Source organism: Bacillus sp. AY3-1 (assembly GCF_008368785.1).
Classification (GTDB): domain Bacteria; phylum Bacillota; class Bacilli; order Bacillales; family Bacillaceae_G; genus Bacillus_A; species Bacillus_A wiedmannii.
The window spans coordinates 12,494-37,230 of record NZ_QORZ01000033.1 but is presented as its reverse complement, the minus strand read 5'-3'; the positions used below and the strand labels follow the sequence as shown (position 1 = coordinate 37,230).

General features: G+C 40.9%; 31 protein-coding genes. All 31 read left to right on the top strand.

Features of this window, described 5'->3' with window-relative positions:
* Positions 1 to 182: 182 nt before the first annotated feature.
* The 31 genes from rpoB (at position 183) to map (ending at position 24,687) form a co-directional block, all read left to right on the top strand.
* Positions 183 to 3,716 carry a DNA-directed RNA polymerase subunit beta gene (gene rpoB, locus DN389_RS26745; protein ID WP_000147550.1) on the top strand — a complete coding sequence of 1,178 codons (3,534 nt, stop codon included), beginning with the start codon at positions 183 to 185 and terminating at the stop codon, positions 3,714 to 3,716.
* 37 nt (positions 3,717 to 3,753) lie between these two features.
* Positions 3,754 to 7,365: a DNA-directed RNA polymerase subunit beta' gene (gene rpoC / locus DN389_RS26740; RefSeq protein WP_000567950.1), complete on the top strand. Its 3,612-nt coding sequence runs from the start codon at positions 3,754 to 3,756 to the stop codon at positions 7,363 to 7,365.
* 113 nt (positions 7,366 to 7,478) lie between these two features.
* A complete protein-coding gene (locus DN389_RS26735; RefSeq protein WP_000121828.1) occupies positions 7,479 to 7,727 on the top strand; it encodes a 50S ribosomal protein L7ae-like protein in 249 nt (82 codons plus the stop codon).
* 114 nt (positions 7,728 to 7,841) lie between these two features.
* Entirely contained in the window at positions 7,842 to 8,264 is a 423-nt protein-coding gene (rpsL, locus tag DN389_RS26730; protein WP_001142341.1) for a 30S ribosomal protein S12, read from the top strand.
* Between the two features lie 29 nt (positions 8,265 to 8,293).
* Positions 8,294 to 8,764, top strand: a complete 471-nt coding sequence (rpsG, locus tag DN389_RS26725) for a 30S ribosomal protein S7 (RefSeq protein ID WP_001137489.1) — start codon at positions 8,294 to 8,296, stop codon at positions 8,762 to 8,764.
* Between the two features lie 208 nt (positions 8,765 to 8,972).
* Entirely contained in the window at positions 8,973 to 11,051 is a 2,079-nt protein-coding gene (gene fusA, locus DN389_RS26720; RefSeq protein WP_000196382.1) for an elongation factor G, read from the top strand.
* A 117-nt stretch (positions 11,052 to 11,168) separates the two neighbouring features.
* Complete coding sequence (gene tuf / locus DN389_RS26715; RefSeq protein WP_001029617.1) at positions 11,169 to 12,356, top strand: elongation factor Tu; 1,188 nt, start codon at positions 11,169 to 11,171, stop codon at positions 12,354 to 12,356.
* Positions 12,357 to 12,755: 399 nt separating this feature from the next.
* Positions 12,756 to 13,064 carry a 30S ribosomal protein S10 gene (gene rpsJ / locus DN389_RS26710; RefSeq protein WP_001040595.1) on the top strand — a complete coding sequence of 103 codons (309 nt, stop codon included), beginning with the start codon at positions 12,756 to 12,758 and terminating at the stop codon, positions 13,062 to 13,064.
* 34 nt (positions 13,065 to 13,098) lie between these two features.
* Entirely contained in the window at positions 13,099 to 13,731 is a 633-nt protein-coding gene (gene rplC / locus DN389_RS26705) for a 50S ribosomal protein L3 (protein ID WP_000160209.1), read from the top strand.
* Between the two features lie 25 nt (positions 13,732 to 13,756).
* Positions 13,757 to 14,380, top strand: coding sequence for a 50S ribosomal protein L4 (gene rplD, locus DN389_RS26700; RefSeq protein WP_001127258.1), 624 nt, complete (start codon positions 13,757 to 13,759; stop codon positions 14,378 to 14,380).
* The gene (gene rplW / locus DN389_RS26695; protein WP_001205558.1) at positions 14,380 to 14,670 is read left to right on the top strand and encodes a 50S ribosomal protein L23; all 291 of its coding nucleotides are present in this window, start codon (positions 14,380 to 14,382) and stop codon (positions 14,668 to 14,670) included. Before rplD ends, rplW begins: the two co-directional genes overlap by 1 nt.
* Before the next feature lie 28 nt (positions 14,671 to 14,698).
* Positions 14,699 to 15,529, top strand: coding sequence for a 50S ribosomal protein L2 (gene rplB, locus DN389_RS26690; RefSeq protein ID WP_000511583.1), 831 nt, complete (start codon positions 14,699 to 14,701; stop codon positions 15,527 to 15,529).
* 60 nt (positions 15,530 to 15,589) lie between these two features.
* Positions 15,590 to 15,868, top strand: coding sequence for a 30S ribosomal protein S19 (gene rpsS / locus DN389_RS26685; RefSeq protein ID WP_000124454.1), 279 nt, complete (start codon positions 15,590 to 15,592; stop codon positions 15,866 to 15,868).
* 17 nt (positions 15,869 to 15,885) lie between these two features.
* Positions 15,886 to 16,227 (top strand): 50S ribosomal protein L22, encoded by a 342-nt coding sequence (rplV, locus tag DN389_RS26680; RefSeq protein WP_001148024.1) that lies wholly within the window; start codon positions 15,886 to 15,888, stop codon positions 16,225 to 16,227.
* A 3-nt stretch (positions 16,228 to 16,230) separates the two neighbouring features.
* A complete protein-coding gene (rpsC, locus tag DN389_RS26675; protein WP_000529958.1) occupies positions 16,231 to 16,890 on the top strand; it encodes a 30S ribosomal protein S3 in 660 nt (219 codons plus the stop codon).
* Between the two features lies 1 nt (position 16,891).
* Positions 16,892 to 17,326, top strand: coding sequence for a 50S ribosomal protein L16 (rplP, locus tag DN389_RS26670; RefSeq protein ID WP_000928969.1), 435 nt, complete (start codon positions 16,892 to 16,894; stop codon positions 17,324 to 17,326).
* Positions 17,316 to 17,516, top strand: a complete 201-nt coding sequence (gene rpmC, locus DN389_RS26665) for a 50S ribosomal protein L29 (RefSeq protein WP_000855718.1) — start codon at positions 17,316 to 17,318, stop codon at positions 17,514 to 17,516. Before rplP ends, rpmC begins: the two co-directional genes overlap by 11 nt.
* 20 nt (positions 17,517 to 17,536) lie before the next feature.
* Positions 17,537 to 17,800 carry a 30S ribosomal protein S17 gene (rpsQ, locus tag DN389_RS26660; RefSeq protein WP_000004106.1) on the top strand — a complete coding sequence of 88 codons (264 nt, stop codon included), beginning with the start codon at positions 17,537 to 17,539 and terminating at the stop codon, positions 17,798 to 17,800.
* A 43-nt stretch (positions 17,801 to 17,843) separates the two neighbouring features.
* Positions 17,844 to 18,212, top strand: coding sequence for a 50S ribosomal protein L14 (rplN, locus tag DN389_RS26655; RefSeq protein WP_000615912.1), 369 nt, complete (start codon positions 17,844 to 17,846; stop codon positions 18,210 to 18,212).
* A 38-nt stretch (positions 18,213 to 18,250) separates the two neighbouring features.
* On the top strand, positions 18,251 to 18,562 hold the full coding sequence (gene rplX / locus DN389_RS26650; protein WP_000558201.1) for a 50S ribosomal protein L24: 312 nt from the start codon (positions 18,251 to 18,253) through the stop codon (positions 18,560 to 18,562).
* Positions 18,563 to 18,588: 26 nt separating this feature from the next.
* Positions 18,589 to 19,128, top strand: coding sequence for a 50S ribosomal protein L5 (gene rplE / locus DN389_RS26645; RefSeq protein WP_001080829.1), 540 nt, complete (start codon positions 18,589 to 18,591; stop codon positions 19,126 to 19,128).
* A gap of 33 nt (positions 19,129 to 19,161) precedes the next feature.
* A complete protein-coding gene (gene rpsN, locus DN389_RS26640) occupies positions 19,162 to 19,347 on the top strand; it encodes a 30S ribosomal protein S14 (protein ID WP_001085700.1) in 186 nt (61 codons plus the stop codon).
* Positions 19,348 to 19,376: 29 nt separating this feature from the next.
* Positions 19,377 to 19,775, top strand: coding sequence for a 30S ribosomal protein S8 (gene rpsH / locus DN389_RS26635; protein ID WP_000245511.1), 399 nt, complete (start codon positions 19,377 to 19,379; stop codon positions 19,773 to 19,775).
* A gap of 32 nt (positions 19,776 to 19,807) precedes the next feature.
* Positions 19,808 to 20,347 carry a 50S ribosomal protein L6 gene (rplF, locus tag DN389_RS26630; RefSeq protein WP_000086550.1) on the top strand — a complete coding sequence of 180 codons (540 nt, stop codon included), beginning with the start codon at positions 19,808 to 19,810 and terminating at the stop codon, positions 20,345 to 20,347.
* Positions 20,348 to 20,378: 31 nt separating this feature from the next.
* Complete coding sequence (gene rplR / locus DN389_RS26625) at positions 20,379 to 20,741, top strand: 50S ribosomal protein L18 (protein ID WP_000628818.1); 363 nt, start codon at positions 20,379 to 20,381, stop codon at positions 20,739 to 20,741.
* 21 nt (positions 20,742 to 20,762) lie between these two features.
* The gene (rpsE, locus tag DN389_RS26620; RefSeq protein WP_000554646.1) at positions 20,763 to 21,263 is read left to right on the top strand and encodes a 30S ribosomal protein S5; all 501 of its coding nucleotides are present in this window, start codon (positions 20,763 to 20,765) and stop codon (positions 21,261 to 21,263) included.
* 13 nt (positions 21,264 to 21,276) lie between these two features.
* Complete coding sequence (gene rpmD / locus DN389_RS26615) at positions 21,277 to 21,459, top strand: 50S ribosomal protein L30 (RefSeq protein WP_001085232.1); 183 nt, start codon at positions 21,277 to 21,279, stop codon at positions 21,457 to 21,459.
* Between the two features lie 33 nt (positions 21,460 to 21,492).
* A complete protein-coding gene (rplO, locus tag DN389_RS26610; protein WP_000766083.1) occupies positions 21,493 to 21,933 on the top strand; it encodes a 50S ribosomal protein L15 in 441 nt (146 codons plus the stop codon).
* Entirely contained in the window at positions 21,933 to 23,234 is a 1,302-nt protein-coding gene (secY, locus tag DN389_RS26605; RefSeq protein ID WP_000490119.1) for a preprotein translocase subunit SecY, read from the top strand. Before rplO ends, secY begins: the two co-directional genes overlap by 1 nt.
* Positions 23,235 to 23,290: 56 nt before the next feature.
* The gene (locus tag DN389_RS26600; protein WP_001048998.1) at positions 23,291 to 23,941 is read left to right on the top strand and encodes an adenylate kinase; all 651 of its coding nucleotides are present in this window, start codon (positions 23,291 to 23,293) and stop codon (positions 23,939 to 23,941) included.
* Positions 23,941 to 24,687: a type I methionyl aminopeptidase gene (gene map / locus DN389_RS26595; protein WP_000582534.1), complete on the top strand. Its 747-nt coding sequence runs from the start codon at positions 23,941 to 23,943 to the stop codon at positions 24,685 to 24,687. Before DN389_RS26600 ends, map begins: the two co-directional genes overlap by 1 nt.
* Positions 24,688 to 24,737 lie beyond the last annotated feature (50 nt).

The window sequence follows — 24,737 nt, the reverse complement described above, 5'->3', positions numbered from 1 at the left end:
TATGAAACAGAATGATGGTTTTCTTATAGAAGCCATTTTTCTTTTTTGAGCAGGTAGAAAGACTCAACGTATTTATCTTTAAGAGAAAAAAACTACGCTAATAGCAGTAGTTGTATTTATTTGTGATTTTGCACAAATTTTTTTGTGCATTTATAATACTCATGATTTGAGGGGTGAAGCAGTTGACAGGTCAACTAGTTCAATACGGACGCCACCGCCAACGAAGAAGTTATGCCCGTATTAGTGAAGTATTAGAGTTACCAAATCTTATCGAAATTCAAACCTCTTCTTATCAGTGGTTTCTTGATGAGGGTTTGCGAGAAATGTTCCAGGACATTTCTCCGATCGAAGACTTTACGGGAAATCTATCGCTTGAATTTATCGACTACAGCTTAGGTGAACCTAAATACTCTGTAGACGAATGCAAAGAGCGTGATGTGACGTATGCAGCACCACTTCGTGTAAAAGTGCGTCTAATCAACAAGGAAACTGGTGAAGTAAAAGAACAAGATGTGTTCATGGGAGATTTCCCACTCATGACAGAGACTGGAACATTCGTAATTAACGGTGCAGAACGTGTTATCGTTTCCCAGTTAGTTCGCTCTCCAAGCGTATACTATAGTGGCAAAGTGGATAAAAACGGAAAACGTGGTTTTACTGCTACTGTAATTCCAAACCGCGGAGCTTGGTTAGAGTATGAGACAGATGCTAAGGATGTTGTATATGTGCGTATTGACCGTACGCGTAAACTTCCTGTAACTGTTTTGTTACGCGCATTAGGGTTTGGCTCTGATCAAGAAATCACCGAGCTTTTAGGTGATAACGAATACTTAAGCAACACATTAGAAAAAGACAACACAGATAGCACAGAAAAAGCATTGCTTGAAATTTATGAGCGTCTACGTCCTGGTGAACCACCAACAGTAGAAAATGCTAAGAGCTTACTTGTGTCTCGTTTCTTCGATCCAAAGCGCTACGATTTAGCAAATGTAGGTCGCTATAAGATCAACAAGAAGTTACACATTAAAAACAGATTGTTTAATCAACGTTTAGCTGAAACATTAGTGGATCCAGAAACTGGTGAAATTTTAGCGGCGGAAGGAACAATCTTAGATCGTCGTACACTTGATCGCATTTTACCTTACTTAGAGAAAAACATTGGATTCAAAACAGCGAAACCAATGGGTGGAGTGGTAGAAGGCGATGTTGAGCTGCAATCTATTAAGATTTATGCTCCTGAGTCAGAAGGCGAACGCGTAATTAATGTAATTGGTAATGCAAATATTACTCGTGATGTAAAACACATCACACCAGGTGATATCCTTGCTTCTATCAGTTACTTCTTCAACCTACTATACAAAGTGGGGGATACAGATGATATCGACCATTTAGGAAACCGTCGTCTGCGTTCTGTTGGAGAACTATTACAAAATCAATTCCGTATCGGTCTTTCTCGTATGGAACGTGTTGTTCGTGAGAGAATGTCGATTCAAGATACAAATGCAATTACACCACAAGCGTTAATTAACATTCGCCCGGTTATTGCATCTATTAAAGAGTTCTTCGGAAGTTCTCAGTTATCTCAGTTCATGGATCAAACAAACCCATTAGCAGAGTTAACTCACAAACGAAGACTATCTGCATTAGGACCCGGTGGTTTAACGCGTGAGCGCGCAGGCTTTGAAGTACGTGACGTTCACTACTCTCACTATGGTCGTATGTGTCCGATTGAAACACCAGAGGGACCAAACATCGGTTTAATTAACTCATTATCATCGTTCGCGAAAGTAAATGAGTTTGGTTTCATTGAAACACCATACCGTCGTGTTGATCCAGAATCTGGTCTTGTAACAGGGCAGGTTGATTACTTAACAGCAGATGAAGAAGATAATTATGTTGTAGCCCAAGCGAATATGAAATTATCTGAAGAAGGAGAATTCCTTAGCGAAGATATCGTAGCTCGTTTCCGTGGTGAAAACATTGTCACAAATAAAGAACGCATCGACTACATGGATGTATCTCCAAAACAAGTAGTTTCGGCAGCGACAGCTTGTATTCCGTTCTTAGAAAACGATGACTCTAACCGCGCACTTATGGGAGCGAACATGCAACGTCAGGCGGTTCCGTTAATGAATCCGGAATCTCCGATTGTAGGTACAGGTATGGAGTACGTATCAGCAAAAGACTCAGGTGCTGCAGTAATCTGTAAACATCCTGGTGTTGTTGAACGCGTAGAAGCACGTGAAGTTTGGGTACGTCGCTATGTAGAAGTTGACGGTCAAACAGTAAAAGGCGACTTAGATCGCTACAAAATGCAAAAATTCATTCGTTCTAACCAAGGAACTTGCTACAACCAACGTCCAATCGTAAGTGTTGGAAATGAAGTTGTAAAAGGCGAGATTCTTGCGGATGGTCCTTCTATGGAATTAGGTGAACTAGCACTTGGACGTAACGTGCTTGTTGGCTTCATGACTTGGGACGGTTATAACTACGAGGATGCGATCATTATGAGTGAGCGCCTTGTAAAAGATGATGTGTACACTTCTATTCATATTGAAGAATATGAGTCAGAAGCTCGTGATACGAAGCTTGGACCAGAAGAAATTACACGTGACATTCCAAACGTTGGGGAAGATGCATTACGCAACCTTGACGAGCGCGGTATCATTCGCGTTGGTGCGGAAGTAAAAGATGGAGATTTACTTGTTGGTAAAGTAACACCTAAAGGTGTAACAGAATTAACAGCTGAAGAACGTCTATTACATGCTATCTTTGGAGAAAAAGCACGTGAAGTACGTGATACATCACTACGTGTACCACACGGTGGTGGCGGTATTATCTTAGATGTAAAAGTATTCAACCGTGAAGATGGCGATGAATTGCCACCAGGCGTGAATCAACTTGTACGTGCATATATCGTTCAAAAACGTAAAATCTCTGAAGGTGACAAGATGGCCGGACGTCACGGTAACAAAGGTGTTATCTCTCGTATTTTACCAGAAGAAGATATGCCTTACTTACCAGACGGTACGCCAATCGATATCATGTTAAACCCATTAGGGGTACCATCTCGTATGAATATCGGTCAGGTATTAGAGCTTCATCTTGGTATGGCAGCAAGATACCTTGGTATTCACATTGCAACACCAGTATTCGATGGTGCTCGTGAGGAAGATGTTTGGGGCACGATTGAAGAAGCTGGTATGGCAAATGACGCGAAAACAATCCTGTATGACGGACGTACTGGTGAACCATTCGATAACCGCGTATCTGTTGGTGTCATGTATATGATCAAACTTGCGCACATGGTTGACGATAAACTTCATGCTCGTTCTACTGGACCATACTCACTTGTAACGCAGCAGCCTCTTGGAGGTAAAGCTCAGTTCGGTGGACAGCGTTTCGGTGAGATGGAGGTTTGGGCACTTGAAGCTTACGGTGCTGCTTATACTCTTCAAGAAATCTTAACAGTGAAGTCTGATGATGTTGTTGGACGTGTTAAGACGTATGAAGCAATTGTTAAAGGCGAAAATGTTCCAGAACCAGGCGTTCCTGAATCATTCAAAGTATTGATTAAAGAGCTGCAAAGTTTAGGTATGGACGTTAAAATGATGTCTAGCGACGATAAAGAAATTGAAATGCGTGATACAGAAGATGACGATGATCATCAATCAGCAGATAAATTGAATGTCGAAGTTGAGACAACTAAAGAATAATTGGGATAACCTGTAGACTAAAAGGGAGGTAGGCCCCTTGATAGATGTAAATAACTTTGAATATATGAAGATTGGACTTGCTTCACCTGACAAGATTCGTTCTTGGTCATACGGTGAAGTTAAGAAACCAGAAACAATTAACTATCGTACGTTAAAGCCTGAAAAAGATGGCTTGTTCTGTGAGCGTATTTTCGGACCACAAAAGGACTGGGAATGTCATTGCGGAAAATACAAACGTGTACGTTATAAAGGTGTAGTTTGTGATCGATGTGGCGTTGAAGTAACGCGTGCAAAAGTTCGTCGTGAACGTATGGGTCATATCGAATTAGCTGCTCCTGTATCTCATATTTGGTATTTCAAAGGTATCCCGAGCCGCATGGGACTTGTCTTAGACATGTCCCCTCGCGCGCTTGAAGAAGTAATTTATTTCGCTTCTTATGTTGTAACAGAAAGTGGAGATACACCACTTGATAAGAAGCAATTACTTTCTGAAAAAGAATACCGTGCATATCGTGATCGATATGGTAGCACATTCCAAGCTGCTATGGGTGCGGAAGCGATTAAAAAGCTACTACAAGACATCGATTTAGATAAAGAAGTAGACTTCTTAAAAGAAGAATTAAAAACAGCGCAAGGACAACGCCGTACTCGTGCTATTAAACGTCTAGAAGTATTAGAAGCATTCCGTAACTCTGGAAATCACCCATCTTGGATGATCCTAGATGTTCTTCCAGTTATCCCACCAGAACTACGCCCAATGGTACAGTTGGATGGTGGACGTTTTGCTACTTCTGACTTAAACGACTTATACCGTCGTGTAATTAACCGTAATAATCGTTTAAAACGTCTATTGGACTTAGGTGCACCAAGCATCATCGTTCAAAACGAAAAACGTATGTTACAAGAAGCTGTAGACGCATTAATCGATAATGGTCGCCGTGGCCGTCCAGTTACTGGACCAGGTAACCGTCCATTAAAATCACTATCTCACATGCTTAAAGGTAAACAAGGACGTTTCCGTCAAAACTTATTAGGTAAACGTGTTGACTACTCTGGCCGTTCTGTAATCGTTGTAGGACCGAACTTAAAGATGTACCAATGTGGATTACCGAAAGAAATGGCGCTTGAATTGTTTAAGCCTTTCGTTATGAAAGAGTTAGTTGGAAAAGGTTTAGCACACAACATTAAGAGTGCTAAACGTAAAATTGAGCGTGTACAACCTGAAGTTTGGGACGTTTTAGAATCTGTGATCAAAGAGCATCCAGTACTTCTAAACCGCGCACCAACACTTCACCGTCTTGGTATCCAGGCGTTTGAACCTACATTAGTAGAAGGTCGCGCAATTCGTCTTCACCCACTTGTATGTACTGCATACAACGCGGACTTTGACGGTGACCAAATGGCAGTTCACGTACCGTTATCATCAGAGGCACAAGCAGAAGCTCGTATTCTTATGTTAGCGGCACAAAACATCTTGAATCCAAAAGACGGAAAACCAGTTGTTACTCCATCTCAGGATATGGTATTAGGTAACTACTACTTAACACTTGAGCGTGAAGGCGCAATCGGTGAAGGTATGGTCTTCAAAGATGCAAACGAAGCAATACTTGCATACCAAAATGGATATGTACATCTGCACACACGTGTTGCAGTTGCTGCAAGTTCGGTAAATAATGTAACGTTTACTGAAGAGCAAAAGAGTAAGCTTCTATTAACAACAGTTGGTAAATTAATATTTAACGAAATCTTACCAGAGTCGTTCCCTTATATTAATGAACCAACAAACTCAAACCTTGAAAAAGAAACACCAGCGGAATATTTCGTTGAAAAAGGTGCGAACATTAAAGAAATTATTGCTAGTCGCGAAGAAGTGGCGCCATTTAGCAAGAAGATCCTTGGTAACATCATTGCGGAAGTATTCAAACGTTTCCAAATTACGGAAACATCTCGCATGCTTGACCGCATGAAAAACTTAGGATTTAAGTACTCTACAAAAGCTGGTATTACAGTTGGGGTATCTGACATTCTTGTATTAGGCGAAAAAGATGAAATTCTCCATGAAGCACAAGCAAAAGTGGATAATGTAATTAAACAATTCCGTCGCGGTTTAATTACGGAAGAAGAACGTTACGATCGCGTTATCTCTATTTGGAGTAATGCAAAAGATGTTATCCAAGGAAAACTGATGAAATCCTTGAATAAACGCAACCCAATCTTCATGATGAGTGATTCCGGTGCCCGTGGTAACGCATCGAACTTTACTCAGCTTGCTGGTATGCGTGGTCTGATGGCCAATCCATCTGGTCGTATTATCGAACTTCCAATTAAATCAAGTTTCCGTGAAGGTTTAACAGTACTTGAGTACTTCATCTCTACGCATGGTGCGCGTAAAGGTCTTGCCGATACAGCACTTAAAACTGCCGATTCTGGTTACTTAACACGTCGTCTTGTAGACGTTGCACAAGATGTAATTGTCCGTGAAGATGATTGTGGAACAGATCGTGGTCTATTAATTGGTGCGATTAAAGAGGGTAATGAAGTAATTGAGTCATTATATGATCGTCTTGTTGGACGTTTTGCAAGAAAAACTGTAAAACATCCTGAAACAGGTGAAGTATTAGTTAGTGAAAACCAACTAATTACTGAAGATATCGCTCATATTGTTGAAAATTCGGGTGTTGAAACTGTAAACATTCGTTCAGCGTTCACGTGTAACACTCGCCATGGTGTATGTAAGAAGTGTTACGGTCGTAACTTAGCAACTGGTACAGACGTAGAAGTAGGAGAAGCGGTAGGTATTATCGCAGCTCAATCTATCGGTGAGCCAGGTACACAGTTAACGATGCGTACGTTCCATACAGGTGGGGTTGCCGGAGATGATATCACTCAAGGTTTACCTCGTATCCAAGAGATCTTCGAAGCTCGTAATCCGAAAGGTCAGGCAGTTATCAGTGAAATCGATGGTGTTATCGCAGCGATCAACGATGTTAAAGATCGCCAAGAAGTAGTTGTACAGGGTGAAGTTGAAGCTCGTACGTATGCTATTCCTTACGGTGCGCGTCTGAAAGTAACTCTAGGACAGCCAATTAGCCACGGTAAAGAGTTAACAGAAGGTTCTATTGATCCGAAAGAATTACTAAAAGTAACGGACATTACGGCGGTTCAAGAATACTTACTACGTGAAGTTCAAAAAGTATACCGTATGCAAGGGGTAGAAATTGGTGACAAACACGTAGAAGTAATGGTACGTCAAATGTTACGTAAAGTTCGTGTAAGTGATGCGGGTGAAACAGATGTATTACCAGGAACACTACTAGATATCCATCAGTTTACTGATGCGAATGCGAAGGTGTTACTGAAAGGTAAACAACCAGCAACGGCTAGACCTGTTCTACTTGGTATTACAAAAGCTTCACTTGAAACTGATTCATTCTTATCTGCAGCATCGTTCCAAGAAACGACACGTGTCTTAACTGATGCAGCGATTAAGGGTAAACGCGATGAGCTTCTAGGATTGAAAGAAAATGTTATTATCGGTAAACTTGTTCCTGCTGGAACAGGTATGAATCGTTATCGCAAAGTGGATCTTGTAAAAACAACACAAGGTGACATGAATGTAGAAAACGATGAAGTTTATGTGGAACAGTAAAATTTTCCGTCGTAAATTTTGTATAAAAACAGTTAATCCTAGTTGACATTGTATGAGTCAAAATGTTACTATAATCAAGGTTGCTCCTGAACGATGCTTTGGAGGATATTTATATGTCTTATCAAAAAGTGTCAAATGCTGAAAATGTAGTCGTTGGTCATAAACGCACATTGGAGGCAATCAAAAATGGTATAGTTAAAGAAGTTGTTATTGCGGAAGATGCTGATATGCGGTTAACCCATATGATTATTCGTACCGCCTTGCAACATAACATACCCATAACCAAAGTTGAATCAGTTCGTAAGCTTGGAAAAGTTTCGGGGATTCAAGTGGGAGCTTCAGCAATAGGAATAATAAGTTAAAACTGTTTTTGTGAGGAGAGAGCATTTGCTCTCCCTTGCAAAAACTTTGTTTTCAACTAATAATGAACCACCTGGATATGTGGTCATACAAACATGCGAAGGGAGGATAATCAAATGCCTACTATTAACCAATTAGTGAGAAATGGTCGTACTGATAAAGTATGGAAATCTAAATCACCTGCGTTAAACAAAGGGTTCAACTCTTTAAAGAAAAAATCAACTGATATCTCTGCACCTCAAAAACGTGGTGTATGTACTCGTGTTGGTACAATGACTCCAAAGAAACCTAACTCAGCGTTACGTAAATACGCTCGTGTACGTTTAACAAACGGTATCGAGGTTACAGCTTACATCCCAGGTATCGGTCATAACCTACAAGAGCATAGCGTAGTATTAATTCGCGGTGGTCGAGTAAAGGATTTACCAGGGGTACGTTACCACATCGTTCGTGGTGCGCTTGATACAGCTGGTGTTGACAAACGTATGCAAGGACGTTCTAAATATGGTACTAAGCGACCAAAACCTGCTAAAAAATAATAAACTTATAATGAAAGGAGGAACTCAATATGCCTCGTAAAGGACCTGTTGCGAAACGTGACGTGTTACCAGATCCAATGTACAAGTCTAAGCTAGTAACACGCCTTATCAACAAAATGATGGTTGACGGTAAAAAAGGTAAATCTCAAACAATTCTTTATAACGCTTTCGATATCGTTCGTGAACGTTCAGATAAAGACCCTATGGAAGTATTCGAGCAAGCTCTTAAGAACATCATGCCTGTTCTTGAAGTACGTGCTCGTCGTGTTGGTGGTGCTAACTACCAAGTTCCAGTTGAGGTTCGTCCAGAACGCCGTACAACTTTAGGTCTTCGCTGGTTAGTAAACTATGCTCGTCTTCGTGGTGAAAAAACTATGGAAGAGCGTCTAGCTTACGAAATCTTAGATGCAGCTAACAATGCTGGTGCATCTGTTAAGAAACGTGAAGACACTCATAAAATGGCAGAAGCTAACAAAGCATTTGCTCATTACCGTTGGTAGGATTCAACGTAAAATAAATGTAAGCATAAACCGCTTTATTTGTCGCTTATGGAAGTGTGGAGAGGGAGAATGCCTCTCCCTTTCGTTGGGCGCTCGTTTTACATAATGAGGGTACTGGACATACTGACATGTGTAACAATATAAAGTGGCTTTTTTGCTACTTAAAATAAAAAAATCCAATCCATATATGGAAGGAGCAAGACACCAAATGACAAGAGAGTTCTCTTTAGAAAACACTCGTAATATTGGTATCATGGCTCACATCGATGCTGGTAAAACAACAGCAACTGAGCGTATTCTGTATTATACAGGACGTATTCATAAAATCGGTGAAACTCATGAAGGTGCATCTCAGATGGACTGGATGGAGCAAGAGCAAGAGCGTGGTATCACAATTACTTCTGCTGCAACTACAGCTCAATGGAAAGGTCACCGTGTAAACATCATTGACACTCCAGGACACGTAGACTTCACAGTAGAAGTAGAACGTTCTTTACGCGTACTTGATGGTGCAGTAGCAGTACTTGATGCACAATCTGGTGTAGAACCACAAACAGAAACTGTTTGGCGTCAGGCTACTACTTACGGTGTACCTCGTATCGTATTCGTTAACAAAATGGATAAGATTGGTGCGGATTTCTTATACTCTGTAGGAACAATCCACGATCGTTTACAAGCAAACGCACACCCAATTCAGTTACCAATCGGTGCTGAAGATGAGTTCAATGGTATCATTGACCTTGTTGAAGAATGTGCTTACATGTACGGTAACGATTTAGGAACAGACATCGAGCGTGTTGAAATTCCTGAAGAGCACAAAGAATTAGCTGCAGAATACCGTGGAAAACTTATTGAAGCGGTAGCTGAGCTTGATGAAGAAATGATGATGAAGTACCTAGAAGGTGAAGAAATCACTGTAGAAGAGCTTAAAGCTGGTATCCGTAAGGCTACAACTTCTGTAGAATTCTTCCCAGTAATCTGTGGTTCTGCATTCAAAAATAAAGGTGTTCAAATTCTGTTAGACGCAGTTATCGATTACCTACCATCTCCATTAGACGTACCAGCTATTAAAGGTACTCTTCCGGATACAGAGGAAGAAATCGAACGTAAGTCTAGCGATGAAGAACCATTCGCAGCTTTAGCATTCAAAATCATGACTGACCCTTATGTTGGTAAGTTAACGTTCTTCCGTGTGTATTCTGGTGTGTTAAACTCTGGATCATACGTGAAAAACTCAACTAAAGGTAAGCGTGAGCGTGTGGGTCGTATCCTACAAATGCACGCTAACAGCCGTGAAGAGATTTCAACAGTTTACGCTGGTGATATCGCTGCTGCTGTAGGTTTAAAAGATACTACTACTGGTGATACTCTTTGTGATGAGAAGAGTCTTGTTATCCTTGAGTCTATGGAATTCCCAGAGCCAGTTATCTCTGTAGCTATCGAACCAAAATCTAAAGCTGACCAAGATAAAATGGGTACAGCATTATCTAAGCTTTCTGAAGAAGATCCAACATTCCGTGCTCACACTGACCAAGAAACTGGCCAAACAATCATCGCTGGTATGGGTGAACTTCACCTTGATATCATCGTTGACCGTATGCGCCGTGAATTCAAAGTGGAAGCAAACGTTGGTGCTCCTCAGGTAGCATACCGTGAGACTTTCCGCGCTGCTGCGAAAGTTGAAGGTAAGTTCGCTCGTCAATCTGGTGGTCGTGGACAATTCGGTCACGTTTGGATTGAGTTTGAACCTAATGAAGAAGGTAAAGGTTTTGAATTCCAAAACAAAATCGTCGGCGGTGTAGTTCCACGTGAATACATCCCAGCTGTTGGAGCGGGTCTTGAAGACTCACTTAAAAATGGTGTACTAGCTGGTTATCCACTAGTTGACATTAAAGCTGCGTTAGTTGACGGATCTTACCATGATGTCGATTCATCTGAGATGGCGTTCAAAATCGCTGCATCTATGGCACTTAAAGCTGCGGTTTCTAAATGTAGCCCAGTAATTCTTGAGCCAATGATGAAAGTTGAAGTTGTAATTCCTGAAGAGTACATGGGTGACATTATGGGCGACGTAACATCTCGTCGTGGACGTGTAGAAGGTATGGAAGCTCGCGGTAACGCACAAGTTGTTCGCGCTATGGTTCCACTTTCTGAAATGTTCGGTTATGCAACGGCATTACGTTCTAACACTCAAGGACGCGGAACATTCTCAATGACATTTGATCATTATGAAGAAGTACCGAAGTCTGTTTCTGAAGAAATTATTAAAAAAAATAAAGGCGAATAATTGATTTTTATCGATTGTTCAAGTATAACTACTTATGTAAGCTTAGAAAGTGGGACGTAAGTTTCACTTTCTAGTCTAAATATAAAATAACCTATATAAACTAAGGAGGAATTTAGAATGGCTAAAGCTAAATTCGAACGTTCTAAACCCCATGTTAACATCGGTACAATCGGCCACGTTGACCATGGTAAAACTACATTAACTGCTGCGATCACTACAGTTCTTGCAAAAGCTGGTGGTGCTGAAGCACGCGGATACGATCAAATCGACGCTGCTCCAGAAGAAAGAGAGCGCGGAATCACAATCTCAACTGCACACGTTGAGTACGAAACTGAAACTCGTCACTATGCACACGTTGACTGCCCAGGTCACGCTGACTATGTTAAAAACATGATCACTGGTGCTGCTCAAATGGACGGCGGTATCTTAGTAGTATCTGCTGCTGATGGCCCAATGCCTCAAACACGTGAGCACATCCTTCTTTCTCGTCAAGTAGGTGTTCCTTACATCGTTGTATTCTTAAACAAATGCGACATGGTAGACGACGAAGAATTATTAGAATTAGTAGAAATGGAAGTTCGCGACCTATTATCTGAATACGGATTCCCAGGCGACGACATTCCTGTAATCAAAGGTTCTGCTCTTAAAGCTCTTCAAGGAGAAGCTGATTGGGAAGCAAAAATCATTGAATTAATGACTGAAGTTGATGCTTACATCCCAACTCCAGAACGTGAAACTGACAAACCATTCTTAATGCCTATCGAGGATGTATTCTCTATCACAGGTCGTGGTACAGTTGCAACTGGTCGTGTAGAGCGCGGAATCGTTAAAGTTGGTGACGTAGTAGAAATCATCGGTCTTGCTGAAGAAAATGCTTCTACAACTGTAACTGGTGTAGAGATGTTCCGTAAACTTCTTGACCAAGCTCAAGCTGGAGACAACATCGGTGCTTTACTTCGTGGGGTTGCTCGTGAAGACATCCAACGTGGACAAGTTCTTGCTAAAACTGGCTCTGTAAAAGCTCACGCTAAATTCAAAGCTGAAGTTTTCGTATTATCTAAAGAAGAAGGTGGACGTCACACTCCATTCTTCGCTAACTACCGTCCTCAGTTCTACTTCCGTACAACTGACGTAACTGGTATCATCCAATTACCAGAAGGTACTGAAATGGTAATGCCTGGTGACAACATCGAAATGACTATCGAACTTATCGCTCCAATCGCTATCGAAGAGGGAACTAAATTCTCTATTCGTGAAGGTGGACGTACAGTAGGTTACGGTGTAGTTGCTACTATCGTTGAGTAATCTTAACTGATATAAAAAAACCAAGGGATTTTCCCTTGGTTTTTTTGTTTGTATTTATATAATGAATGAAATGATTTTTTTATATTTTGACGAGTTTCTTCTATAGTAATACAAAATCAATAAAACTAAAATCCAGAAACTGTAAAACGGATTCTATGAGATGAAAACTTGAAATTCTTTAAAGTGCCATGTATAATAGCAAAAGTAGAGAAAAGCAGATGCAAACAAAAAGATGCTTGCATCTAGACGAATAACATTGTATAATAGACAATGTTGGTCTTTGACTGCGATGAAGTGGAAGGTTGCTGACACACCCGGCCGCTTTGCCATGGCATGGTGTGGGGAAATTTCCATGGAGAAGGTCTATTTTAGAAATAGGCGAACGAAGGAGGGAAAATAATGGCAAAAGAAAAAATTCGTATCCGTTTAAAAGCTTATGATCACCGTATTCTTGATCAATCAGCTGAGAAAATTGTAGAAACAGCTAAGCGTTCTGGGGCAACAGTTTCTGGTCCGATCCCATTACCAACTGAGAAGACTATTTACACAATTCTTCGTGCTGTTCATAAGTACAAAGATTCTCGTGAGCAATTCGAAATGCGCACACACAAACGTTTAATCGATATCGTGAGTCCTACTCCACAAACAGTAGATTCATTAATGCGTTTAGACTTACCGTCTGGTGTAGATATCGAAATCAAACTATAATTCATATAACTTAAAAATGTAGGAGGTGTAACTCATGACCAAAGGAATCTTAGGAAGAAAGATCGGTATGACTCAAGTATTTGCTGAGAACGGTGAGTTAATCCCAGTAACAGTTATCGCTGCTAATCCAAACGTTGTTCTTCAAAAGAAAACAACTGAAACTGATGGCTACAATGCAATCCAGTTAGGATTTGAAGATAAACGTGAAAAGTTAACTAACAAACCTGAACAAGGCCACACTGCTAAAGCATCTACAACTCCTAAGCGCTTCATTCGCGAAATCCGCGATGCAGACGTGGACGGATTAGAGGTTGGTCAAGAGGTAAAAGTTGAAGTTTTCGCTGCAGGTGAAATCGTTGACGTAACAGGAATTTCTAAAGGTAAAGGTTTCCAAGGTGTTATCAAACGCCACGGACAATCTCGCGGACCTATGTCTCATGGTTCTCGCTATCACCGTCGTCCAGGTTCAATGGGCCCAGTTGCTCCGAACCGTGTATTCAAAGGCAAAAAACTTGCTGGACGTATGGGTGGAGACCAAGTTACTATCCAAAACTTAGAAATCGTTCAAGTTGACACTGAGCGCAACTTATTACTAGTAAAAGGTAACGTTCCAGGTGCTAAGAAATCTCTTGTAGTTGTTCAAGGCGCTGTGAAGGTTAGCAAATAATTCACAATAGGAAGGAGGAATTCCAATGCCAAAAGTTACTGTATATAACCAAACTGGTTCACAGGTTGGTGAAATCGAATTAGCTGAAGCTATTTTCGGTATCGAACCAAATGAAGCTGTACTTTTCGAAGCTGTAATGATGCAACGTGCATCTTTACGTCAAGGTACACACAAAGTAAAAACTCGTTCTGAAGTTCGTGGTGGTGGTCGTAAACCATGGCGTCAAAAAGGAACTGGACGTGCTCGTCAAGGGTCTATCCGCTCTCCTCAATGGCGTGGTGGTGGTACGGTATTCGGACCTACACCAAGAAGCTATGCGTACAAACTTCCTAAGAAGGTTCGTCGTTTAGCAATCAAATCTGCATTAGCTACTAAAGTAGTTGAGAACAACATTGTAGTTCTTGAAGACCTAGTGTTAAATGCACCAAAAACAAAAGACATGCTAGCAGTACTTAAAGGATTAACTGTTGAGAAGAAAGCTCTTATCGTAACTGCTGATGCAAACGAATCTGTAGAGTTATCTGCTCGCAATATCCCTGGAGTAACAGTAATCACTGCTGATGGCGTAAACGTTTTAGACGTGCTTCATCATGATAAGCTAATCATGACAAAAGCGGCAGTGGAAAAAGTAGAGGAGGTGCTTGCATAATGAGAGATCCTCGTGATATCATTAAGCGCCCAGTTATCACTGAACGTTCTATGGAAATGATGGCTGAAAAAAAATACACGTTCGATGTGGACGTTAAATCTAATAAAACAGAAGTTAAAGATGCTCTTGAAGCGATCTTTGGTGTTAAAGTAGAAAAAGTGAACATCATGAACTACAAGCCGAAAGCAAAACGCGTTGGTCGTCACGCTGGTTTTACTAGCCGTCGTCGTAAAGCAATCGTTAAGCTAACTGCTGACAGCAAAGAAATCGAAATCTTCCAAGGTGTTTAATTCTTACTAAAGAAGGAGGGAAATTGAGATGGGAATTAAAAAGTATAATCCAACTACTAACGGTCGTCGTAATATGACTACGAATGATTTCGCTGAAATCACGACTGACAGACCAGAAAAGTCATTACTTGCTCCTTTAAGCAAGAAGGCTGGTCGTAATAACCAAGGTAAAATTACTGTACGTCATCAAGGTGGCGGACATAAGCGTCAATACCGTATCATCGACTTTAAGCGTAACAAAGATGGAATTCCAGGACGCGTTGCTACGATCGAATACGATCCAAACCGCTCTGCGAATATCGCATTAATTAACTACGTTGACGGTGAAAAACGTTACATTCTTGCTCCTAAATCTTTAGAAGTAGGTATGGAAGTTATGTCTGGCCCAGAAGCTGACATCAAAATCGGTAACGCATTACCATTAATCAACATTCCAGTAGGTACTGTTGTTCATAATATCGAGCTTAAGCCTGGTCGTGGCGGACAATTAGTTCGTTCTGCTGGTACTTCTGCTCAAGTACTTGGTAAAGAAGGTAAATACGTACTTGTACGTTTAACTTCTGGTGAAGTACGTCTTGTATTATCTGCTTGTCGCGCTTCAATCGGTCAAGTAGGTAACGAACAGCACGAACTTATCAAAATCGGTAAAGCAGGTCGCTCTCGCTGGTTAGGTAAACGCCCAACAGTTCGTGGTTCTGTAATGAACCCGGTTGATCACCCACACGGTGGTGGTGAAGGACGTTCTCCAATCGGACGTAAGTCTCCAATGTCTCCATGGGGTAAACCAACTCTTGGATTCAAGACTCGTAAGAAAAACAAAGCGTCTGACAAATTCATCGTTCGTCGTCGTAAAAAATAATGGGATTGTAGTACGGTTCATTTCTAGAACCGTACGCCAATCACGAAGGGAGGCACCAAAATGGCTCGTAGCTTAAAAAAAGGACCATTTGTCGATGATCACTTAATGAGCAAAATGGAAAAATTAGTTGCATCTGAGCAAAAACAAGTTGTTAAAACTTGGTCTCGCCGTTCAACAATCTTCCCTCAGTTCATCGGACACACAATCGCTGTATATGATGGTCGTAAACACGTACCTGTGTACATCACTGAGGATATGGTTGGCCATAAGTTAGGTGAATTCGCACCAACTCGTACGTATAAAGGTCACCTTGCTGACGATAAGAAAACTAGAAGATAATGAGAGGAGGCACTTCAATGCAAGCTAAAGCAGTAGCGAGAACAGTTCGTATTGCTCCTCGTAAAGTTCGTTTAGTAGTAGACTTAATCCGAGGTAAGCAAGTGGGTGAAGCGATTGCTATCCTTAACCACACACCAAAAACTGCTTCTCCAGTTGTAGAGAAAGTTTTAAAATCTGCAATCGCAAATGCAGAGCACAATTATGAGATGGATATTAACAACCTAGTTGTTGAAAAAGTTTTCGTTGACGAAGGTCCAACGTTGAAACGTTTCCGTCCACGTGCAATGGGTCGTGCAAGCCAAATTAACAAACGCACAAGCCACATTACAGTTGTGGTATCAGAAAAGAAGGAGGGATAATCGATGGGTCAAAAGGTTAATCCAATTGGTCTTCGTGTCGGCGTTATCCGTGACTGGGAATCTCGTTGGTTCGCAGAGAAAGATTATGCTACATTACTACATGAAGACATCAAAATCCGTGAGTACATTACTGTACGCTTAAAAGATTCTGCTGTTGCTAAAGTAGAAATCGAACGTGCAGCAAATCGTGTAAATGTTACAATTCACACTGCAAAACCTGGTATGGTAATTGGTAAAGGTGGTACTGAAGTTGAAGCACTTCGTAAAGCTCTTAACCAATTAACAGGCAAGCGTGTACACATCAACATTTTAGAAGTTAAGAGAGCTGATCTTAACGCTAAATTAGTAGGCGAAAACATCGCTCGTCAATTAGAAAACCGTGTATCATTCCGTCGTGCACAAAAGCAAGTTATTCAACGTGCTATGCGTGCAGGTGCTAAAGGTATTAAAACACAGGTTTCTGGTCGTCTTGGCGGAGCTGATATCGCTCGTGCAGAATCTTACAGTGAAGGAACTGTTCCACTTCATACACTTCGCGCTGATATTGACTATGCAGCAGTTGAAGCTGATACAACATACGGTAAATTAGGCGTAAAAGTATGGATCTACCGTGGAGAAGTCCTTCCTACAAAAAAGAAAGCTTCTGAGGAAGGAGGAAAATAATATGTTAATGCCAAAACGCGTAAAATATCGTAGAGAGCATCGTGGTAAAATGCGTGGTCGTGCAAAAGGTGGAACTGAAATTGCTTTCGGTGAATTCGGTTTACAAGCACAAGCTGCTTCATGGATTACAAACCGTCAAATCGAAGCTGCTCGTCGTGCAATGACTCGTTACATGAAACGTGGCGGTAAAGTATGGATTAAAATTTTCCCTTCTAAACCTTACACTGCAAAACCTCTAGAAGTACGTATGGGTTCCGGTAAAGGGGCACCAGAAGGCTGGGTAGCAGTAGTAAAACCTGGGAAAATTATGTTCGAAATCGCGGGTGTATCTGAAGAGGTAGCACGCGAAGCATTACGTCTTGCAGCTCACAAGTTACCTGTGAAATGTAAATTCGTAAAACGTGAAGAAAATGGTGGTGAATCTAATGAAAACTAATGATATTCGTGAATTAACCACTGCCGAAATCGAAACAAAAGTTAAAGCTTTAAAGGAAGAATTGTTCAATCTTCGCTTCCAACTTGCTACAGGACAATTAGAGAATCCAACTCGCATTCGTGAAGTGCGTAAAGCAATTGCTCGTATGAAAACTGTAGTTCGTGAAAGAGAGATCGGAATTAATCGATAAATTGAGGGGAGGTTTGCATAGTGAGCGAACGTAACCAACGCAAAGTTTATACTGGTCGTGTTGTGTCTGACAAAATGGACAAAACGATTACAGTTTTAGTTGAAACTTACAAAACTCATTCCTTGTACGGAAAACGTGTTAAGTATTCTAAGAAGTACAAAGCCCATGATGAGCAAAACCAAGCGAAACTTGGCGATATCGTTAAAATCATGGAAACTCGCCCGCTTTCTGCTACTAAGCGTTTCCGTTTAGTTGAAATCGTTGAAGAAGCGGTTATTATCTAAATAGACGAATCGGAATTTTTAGTCCGAAGGGAGGTTTCATAACATGATCCAACAAGAATCTCGTTTGAAAGTTGCTGACAACTCTGGTGCACGTGAACTTTTAACAATTAAAGTATTAGGCGGCTCTGGTCGTAAATATGCTAACATTGGTGACATTATCGTTGCTACGGTAAAACAAGCAACACCAGGTGGCGTTGTTAAAAAAGGTGACGTTGTTAAAGCAGTAGTGGTACGTACGAAGAGCGGAGCTCGTCGTCCGGACGGTTCTTATATCAAATTTGATGAAAACGCAGCGGTTATCATCAAAGACGATAAGAGCCCACGTGGTACTCGTATCTTCGGACCAGTAGCTCGTGAATTACGTGATAGCAACTTCATGAAGATCGTTTCTTTAGCTCCAGAAGTTCTATAATTTAAGGTATTGCCTTGCTAAGGAGGTGCAGAATTAAGATGCATGTAAAAAAAGGTGATAAAGTACAGGTAATCACTGGAAAAGACAAAGGAAAACAAGGCGTTATCCTTGTGGCTTTCCCAAAGCAAAACCGTGTTATCGTTGAGGGTGTTAACATCGTTAAAAAACACTCTAAGCCATCTCAATTAAATCCACAAGGTGGAATTATTACTAAAGAAGCACCTATTCACGTTTCTAACGTTATGGTTTTAGATCCGAAAACAGGTGAACCTACTCGCGTAGGCTTCAAAGTAGAAGATGGTAAAAAAGTTCGTATTGCAAAAAAATCTGGTGAATTATTAGATAAATAATTTTCTTAAGAAAGGAGGTCACTTCATTGAATCGCCTTAAAGAGAAGTTCCAAAAGGAAATTACTCCTGCTCTAGTGAGCAAGTTTAACTATAAATCTGTGATGGAAGTACCGAAAATCGAAAAGATCGTAATCAACACTGGTGTTGGTGACGCGGTATCTAACTCAAAAGCTTTAGACAATGCAGTAGAAGAATTAACACAAATCGCAGGTCAAAAACCTGTTGTAACTCGTGCTAAAAAATCAATCGCTGGTTTCCGTCTTCGTGAAGGTATGCCAATCGGTGCGAAAGTAACTTTACGCGGCGAGCAAATGTATGAGTTCTTCGACAAATTAGTATCAGTTTCTTTACCACGTGTACGTGATTTCCGTGGTGTTTCTAAGAAATCATTCGATGGTCGTGGGAACTACACATTAGGTGTTAAAGAGCAACTTATCTTCCCTGAGATTGATTATGATAAAGTAAGCAAAGTCCGCGGTATGGACATCGTAATCGTTACTACAGCGAAAACTGATGAAGAAGCTCGTGAACTTTTAACACAATTCGGTATGCCATTCCAAAAATAATGGAAACCAACGCTAAGTAGAGGAGGCGAAAACGTGGCTAAAAAATCTATGATAGCGAAACAAAAGCGTACTCCTAAGTTTAAAGTACAAGAGTATACACGTTGCGAACGCTGCGGTCGTCCGCATTCTGTATACCGCAAATTTAAGCTTTGCCGTATTTGTTTCCGTGAACTTGCATATAAAGGTCAAATTCCTGGTGTTAAAAAAGCTAGTTGGTAAAACCCACAAATGGGAAGGAGGTAAAACACATGGTGATGACAGATCCAATTGCAGACATGCTTACTCGCATCCGTAATGCGAACATGGTACGTCATGAGAAATTAGAGGTTCCTGCTTCTAAAATCAAAAAAGAGATCGCTGAACTTTTAAAACGTGAAGGTTTCATTCGTGATGTAGAATACATCGAGGATAACAAACAAGGTATCCTTCGTATTTTCCTGAAATATGGTGCAAACAATGAACGTGTAATCACTGGATTAAAACGTATCAGTAAACCTGGCTTACGCGTTTACGCTAAAGCTGATGAAGTACCACGTGTACTTAACGGATTAGGTATCGCTCTTGTTTCTACATCTAAGGGAGTAATGACAGACAAAGACGCTCGTCAATTACAAACTGGTGGAGAAGTAGTAGCATACGTTTGGTAATATATATTTAAAACGAACGGAGGTGTGACCACATGTCTCGTATTGGTAAAAAGATTCTTGAAATCCCTGCAGGTGTTACTATTACAATTGCAGAAGACAATACTGTAGCAGTAAAAGGCCCTAAAGGTGAATTAACTCGTAAATTCAATGCTGATATGTCTATCAAAATTGAAGAAAATACACTAACAGTTGAGCGTCCATCTGAACAGAAGGAACACCGTGCATTACACGGTACAACTCGTGCTTTAATCGGAAACATGGTTGAAGGTGTAACTACAGGTTTCGCACGCGGACTTGAATTAGTCGGTGTTGGTTACCGTGCTCAAAAACAAGGAGATAAACTTGTATTAAGCGTAGGTTATTCTCATCCAGTAGAAATGACTCCGGAAGCAGGTCTTGAAGTTGAAGTACCTGTACCAACTAAAATCGTAATCAAAGGTATCGACAAGCAACGTGTTGGCGAATTTGCTGCTAACATCCGTGCTGTACGTGCTCCTGAGCCTTATAAAGGTAAAGGTATTCGTTACGAAGGCGAAGTTGTTCGTCGTAAAGAAGGTAAAACTGCTAAGTAAACCCGTTAGGTGAGAGAAAGGAGTGACAAGAATGATCACTAAAGCTGATAAAAATGCGACTCGTAAGAAAAGACATGCACGTGTACGTGCTAAACTTACTGGTACTGCAGAACGTCCACGTTTAAACGTGTTCCGTTCTAACCAACATATTTACGCTCAAGTTATTGATGATGTAAATGGTGTAACGTTAGTAAGTGCATCTACTCTTGATAAAGACCTTGCTCTTAACGGTACTAGCAATACTGAAGCTGCTACGAAAGTAGGAGAATCAGTTGCTAAGCGTGCTGTAGAGAAAGGCGTTAAAGAAGTAGTATTCGATCGCGGTGGTTACTTATACCATGGCCGTGTTAAAGCTCTAGCTGAGGCTGCTCGTGAGGCTGGATTACAATTTTAATGGTCAAAGGAGGGAAAATTGATGCATCGCATTGACCCAAGTAAATTAGAACTTGAAGAACGTGTAGTTACGATAAATCGTGTCGCGAAAGTTGTTAAGGGTGGTCGTCGTTTCCGCTTTGCTGCACTAGTTGTAGTTGGCGATAAAAACGGTCATGTTGGATTCGGTACTGGTAAAGCACAAGAGGTACCAGACGCAATCCGCAAAGCTATCGAAGACGCTAAGAAAAACTTAATCGCTGTACCATTAGTTGGTACAACAATTCCACACACAATCAACGGTCATTTTGGAGCTGGTGAAGTATTCTTAAAACCTGCTGCTGAAGGTACTGGTGTTATTGCTGGTGGACCTGTTCGTGCGGTACTTGAATTAGCTGGTGTACAAGATATTCTTTCGAAATCTCTTGGTTCTAACACACCAATCAACATGATTCGCGCTACTGTGAACGGATTAAGCGAACTTAAGCGCGCTGAAGATGTTGCAAAATTACGCGGTAAATCTGTAGAAGAGCTACTAGGTTAAGGAGGGAAAACAAATGGCGAAAAAGTTAGAAATTACCCTCACTCGTAGTGTAATTGGTCGTCCACAAGATCAACGTGCGACGGTAGAAGCTTTAGGTCTTAAAAAGTTGAATTCAACTGTAGTTAAGGAAGAAACTCCTGCTATTCTTGGTATGATCAACAAAGTTTCTCACCTTATAACTGTAACAGAAGCTTAAGGATAACTCATTAATATAAGGAGGTGCCTGGGAATGAAACTTCATGAATTAAAACCTGCAGAAGGTTCTCGTAAAGTACGTAACCGTGTCGGTCGTGGTATCGGTTCTGGTAACGGTAAAACTGCTGGTAAAGGTCATAAAGGACAAAACGCACGTTCTGGTGGCGGTGTTCGTCTTGGCTTCGAAGGTGGTCAAACTCCATTATTCCGTCGTTTACCAAAACGCGGCTTCACAAACATTAACCGTAAAGAGTTTACTATTGTAAACTTATCAACGTTAAATCGTTTTGAAGATGGTACAGAAGTAACACCTGAATTATTGCTGGAAACTGGCGTTATCAGCAAGTTAAACGACGGTGTTAAAATTCTTGCAAGCGGCGCAGTAGAGAAAAAATTAACTGTTAAAGCGCACAAGTTCTCTTCAAGTGCTAAAGAAGCAATTGAAGCAGCTGGCGGATCAGTTGAGGTGATCTAATGTTTCGTACAATCTCCAACTTTATGCGCGTTGCTGAGATAAGACGTAAAATATTATTCACTTTAGCGATGTTAATCGTATTCAGAATTGGCACGTTTATCCCAGTGCCATTTACAAATGGAGACGTACTGAAAGCACAAGATCAATTAAATGCCTTAGGTATCCTAAATACATTTGGCGGTGGCGCCTTGAAAAACTTCTCCATCTTCGCGATGGGAATCATGCCGTATATTACAGCATCCATCATCGTGCAATTATTGCAGATGGATGTTGTTCCTAAATTTTCGGAATGGTCGAAGCAAGGTGAAATGGGCCGTCGTAAACTAACGCAATTCACGCGTTACTTTACAATTGTTCTTGCGTTTATTCAGGGGTTTGGTATGTCAATTGGTTTTAACGGTATGGTAGGTGGGCAATTAATTTTGAATCCTGGTTGGAGCACTTATTTATACATTGCTACGGTACTGACTGCTGGTACTGCATTTTTAATGTGGTTAGGTGAACAGATTACAGCTAAAGGTGTAGGTAATGGTATTTCCATCCTTATCTTTGGCGGTATTGCCGCAGCGATCCCAAGTGTTATATCTCAAGTGTATCAACAACAGTTTCAAAATATCGGAGATCAATTGTTCATGAGTATCGTTAAAGTTGCATTGATCTTACTAGCTGTGCTAGCGGTTATTGTTGGTGTTATTTTCATTCAACAGGCTGTTAGAAAGATCCCAATTCAATATGCGAAGCGTGTAACAGGAGGGAATGGGAATCATGCTGGAGCACAAAACACACATTTACCCCTTAAGGTAAATAGTGCGGGTGTTATTCCAGTCATTTTTGCTGTTTCATTCTTAATTACGCCTCCAACTATTGCACAGTTCTTCCCGAATCATGATGTATCGCAGTGGATCATTGCAAACTTTAACTATTCTCACCCAGTGGGAATGATCATATATGTTGCGCTCATTGTAGCCTTCACATATTTCTATGCGTTTGTTCAGGTTAATCCAGAGCAAATGTCAGAGAATCTAAACAAACAAGGTGGATATGTTCCAGGTATTCGTCCGGGTAAGAATACGGAACAATATCTAACAAAAATCTTGTATCGTTTGACCTTTGTAGGATCAATTTTCCTAGCAGCGATTGCAATCTTACCAGTTATCTTTACGAAATTGGGAAATCTTCCTCCATCTGCACAGATTGGTGGAACCAGTATGTTAATCGTTGTCGGCGTTGCTTTAGAAACAATGAAGCAGCTAGAAAGTCAACTGGTAAAACGCCATTACAAAGGGTTTATCAAGCAATGAGTAAGTGGGAAGAATTGTCTTCCCTACATGCTCATGTACTCTGAGGGGGAACAAGGATGAACTTAATTTTAATGGGGCTTCCTGGTGCTGGTAAAGGTACACAAGCCGAACAGATTGTTGCCAAGTATAACATCCCTCACATTTCAACAGGAGATATGTTTCGTGCAGCTATGAAGGCTGAAACTGAAATGGGTCTACAAGCAAAATCTTTTATTGATAAAGGTGCACTTGTTCCAGATGAAGTTACAATCGGAATCGTTCGTGAACGTTTAAGTCAAGAAGACTGCGTAAGAGGTTTCTTACTAGACGGTTTCCCACGAACTGTTGCACAAGCATCAGCTCTTGAAGAGATTATGAAAGATCTTGGTAAAAAAATCGACTATGTTTTAAACATTAATGTGGATTCAGGGTTGTTATTAACACGCCTTACAGGCCGTCGCATTTGTAAAGAGTGCGGTGCGACTTACCACTTAGAATTCAATCCACCAGCAAAAGCTGATGTGTGCGATAAATGTGGTGGCGAATTATATCAACGCTCTGATGACAATGAAGAAACTGTGGCAAATCGTTTAGATGTAAATATTAAGCAAACAAAACCTTTGCTTGATTTCTACGAGGAGCTTGGTTACTTACAAAGCATTAATGGTGAGCAAGATATCAATAAAGTATTTGCTGATATCGATGTTCTCATCGGAGGCTTAGCGTAATGATCATCTGCAAAACTCCTCGCGAGATAGAAATCATGCGAGAAGCTGGCAGGATCGTTGCTTTAACTCATCAAGAGTTGAAACAGCATATTACTCCAGGAATTACAACGAAAGAGCTCGATCAAATAGCGGAAAAGACGATTCAAAAATATGGTGCTACGCCATCTTTTAAAGGATACAACGGATTTCCGGGGAGCATATGTGCTTCTGTAAATGAAGAGCTTGTACACGGAATTCCAGGGAAGCGCAAGCTCGAAGAGGGCGATATCATCAGTATCGATATTGGTGCGAAATACAATGGGTACCATGGGGATTCTGCATGGACGTATCCAGTTGGAAACATTTCTGAATCTGTTCAAAAGCTACTTGATGTCACAGAAAAATCGTTGTATCTTGGTCTAGAACAAGTAAAACCAGGCGAAAGATTATCAAATATCTCACATGCGGTTCAAACCCATGCTGAAGAGAATGGGTTCTCGATCGTTAGGGAGTATGTTGGTCACGGAATCGGGCAAGACTTACATGAGGACCCTCAAATCCCGCACTATGGTCCACCAAATAGAGGCCCTAGATTAAAGCCGGGAATGGTCATCTGTGTTGAGCCGATGGTGAATCAAGGAAGACGATATGTAAAAACACTATCTGATGACTGGACAGTGGTAACGGTAGATGGTAAATGGTGTGCACACTTTGAGCACACGATTGCTCTTACAGAAGCAGGATACGAAATCCTTACCACTTTATAAGTAGCTGGCTCTCCGGGATTTCAGAGCAGTGTAAAATGTTACTGATTTGA

Bases quoted from the DNA above. Each gene is read 5' to 3' on its own strand.
- rpsL (WP_001142341.1), top strand. From the start codon at position 7,842: ATGCCTACTATTAACCAATTAGTGAGAAATGGTCGTACTGATAAAGTA.
- rplX (WP_000558201.1), top strand. From the start codon at position 18,251: ATGCATGTAAAAAAAGGTGATAAAGTACAGGTAATCACTGGAAAAGAC.
- secY (WP_000490119.1), top strand. From the start codon at position 21,933: ATGTTTCGTACAATCTCCAACTTTATGCGCGTTGCTGAGATAAGACGT.
- rpsC (WP_000529958.1), top strand. From the start codon at position 16,231: ATGGGTCAAAAGGTTAATCCAATTGGTCTTCGTGTCGGCGTTATCCGT.
- rplO (WP_000766083.1), top strand. From the start codon at position 21,493: ATGAAACTTCATGAATTAAAACCTGCAGAAGGTTCTCGTAAAGTACGT.
- rpsH (WP_000245511.1), top strand. From the start codon at position 19,377: ATGGTGATGACAGATCCAATTGCAGACATGCTTACTCGCATCCGTAAT.
- fusA (WP_000196382.1), top strand. From the start codon at position 8,973: ATGACAAGAGAGTTCTCTTTAGAAAACACTCGTAATATTGGTATCATG.
- rplV (WP_001148024.1), top strand. From the start codon at position 15,886: ATGCAAGCTAAAGCAGTAGCGAGAACAGTTCGTATTGCTCCTCGTAAA.
- rpmD (WP_001085232.1), top strand. From the start codon at position 21,277: ATGGCGAAAAAGTTAGAAATTACCCTCACTCGTAGTGTAATTGGTCGT.
- rplD (WP_001127258.1), top strand. From the start codon at position 13,757: ATGCCAAAAGTTACTGTATATAACCAAACTGGTTCACAGGTTGGTGAA.
- map (WP_000582534.1), top strand. From the start codon at position 23,941: ATGATCATCTGCAAAACTCCTCGCGAGATAGAAATCATGCGAGAAGCT.
- rpmC (WP_000855718.1), top strand. From the start codon at position 17,316: ATGAAAACTAATGATATTCGTGAATTAACCACTGCCGAAATCGAAACA.
- DN389_RS26735 (WP_000121828.1), top strand. From the start codon at position 7,479: ATGTCTTATCAAAAAGTGTCAAATGCTGAAAATGTAGTCGTTGGTCAT.
- rpsJ (WP_001040595.1), top strand. From the start codon at position 12,756: ATGGCAAAAGAAAAAATTCGTATCCGTTTAAAAGCTTATGATCACCGT.
- rplC (WP_000160209.1), top strand. From the start codon at position 13,099: ATGACCAAAGGAATCTTAGGAAGAAAGATCGGTATGACTCAAGTATTT.
- DN389_RS26600 (WP_001048998.1), top strand. From the start codon at position 23,291: ATGAACTTAATTTTAATGGGGCTTCCTGGTGCTGGTAAAGGTACACAA.
- rplN (WP_000615912.1), top strand. From the start codon at position 17,844: ATGATCCAACAAGAATCTCGTTTGAAAGTTGCTGACAACTCTGGTGCA.
- rplR (WP_000628818.1), top strand. From the start codon at position 20,379: ATGATCACTAAAGCTGATAAAAATGCGACTCGTAAGAAAAGACATGCA.
- rplB (WP_000511583.1), top strand. From the start codon at position 14,699: ATGGGAATTAAAAAGTATAATCCAACTACTAACGGTCGTCGTAATATG.
- rpsG (WP_001137489.1), top strand. From the start codon at position 8,294: ATGCCTCGTAAAGGACCTGTTGCGAAACGTGACGTGTTACCAGATCCA.
- rpsE (WP_000554646.1), top strand. From the start codon at position 20,763: ATGCATCGCATTGACCCAAGTAAATTAGAACTTGAAGAACGTGTAGTT.
- rplW (WP_001205558.1), top strand. From the start codon at position 14,380: ATGAGAGATCCTCGTGATATCATTAAGCGCCCAGTTATCACTGAACGT.
- rpsS (WP_000124454.1), top strand. From the start codon at position 15,590: ATGGCTCGTAGCTTAAAAAAAGGACCATTTGTCGATGATCACTTAATG.
- tuf (WP_001029617.1), top strand. From the start codon at position 11,169: ATGGCTAAAGCTAAATTCGAACGTTCTAAACCCCATGTTAACATCGGT.
- rplP (WP_000928969.1), top strand. From the start codon at position 16,892: ATGTTAATGCCAAAACGCGTAAAATATCGTAGAGAGCATCGTGGTAAA.
- rplF (WP_000086550.1), top strand. From the start codon at position 19,808: ATGTCTCGTATTGGTAAAAAGATTCTTGAAATCCCTGCAGGTGTTACT.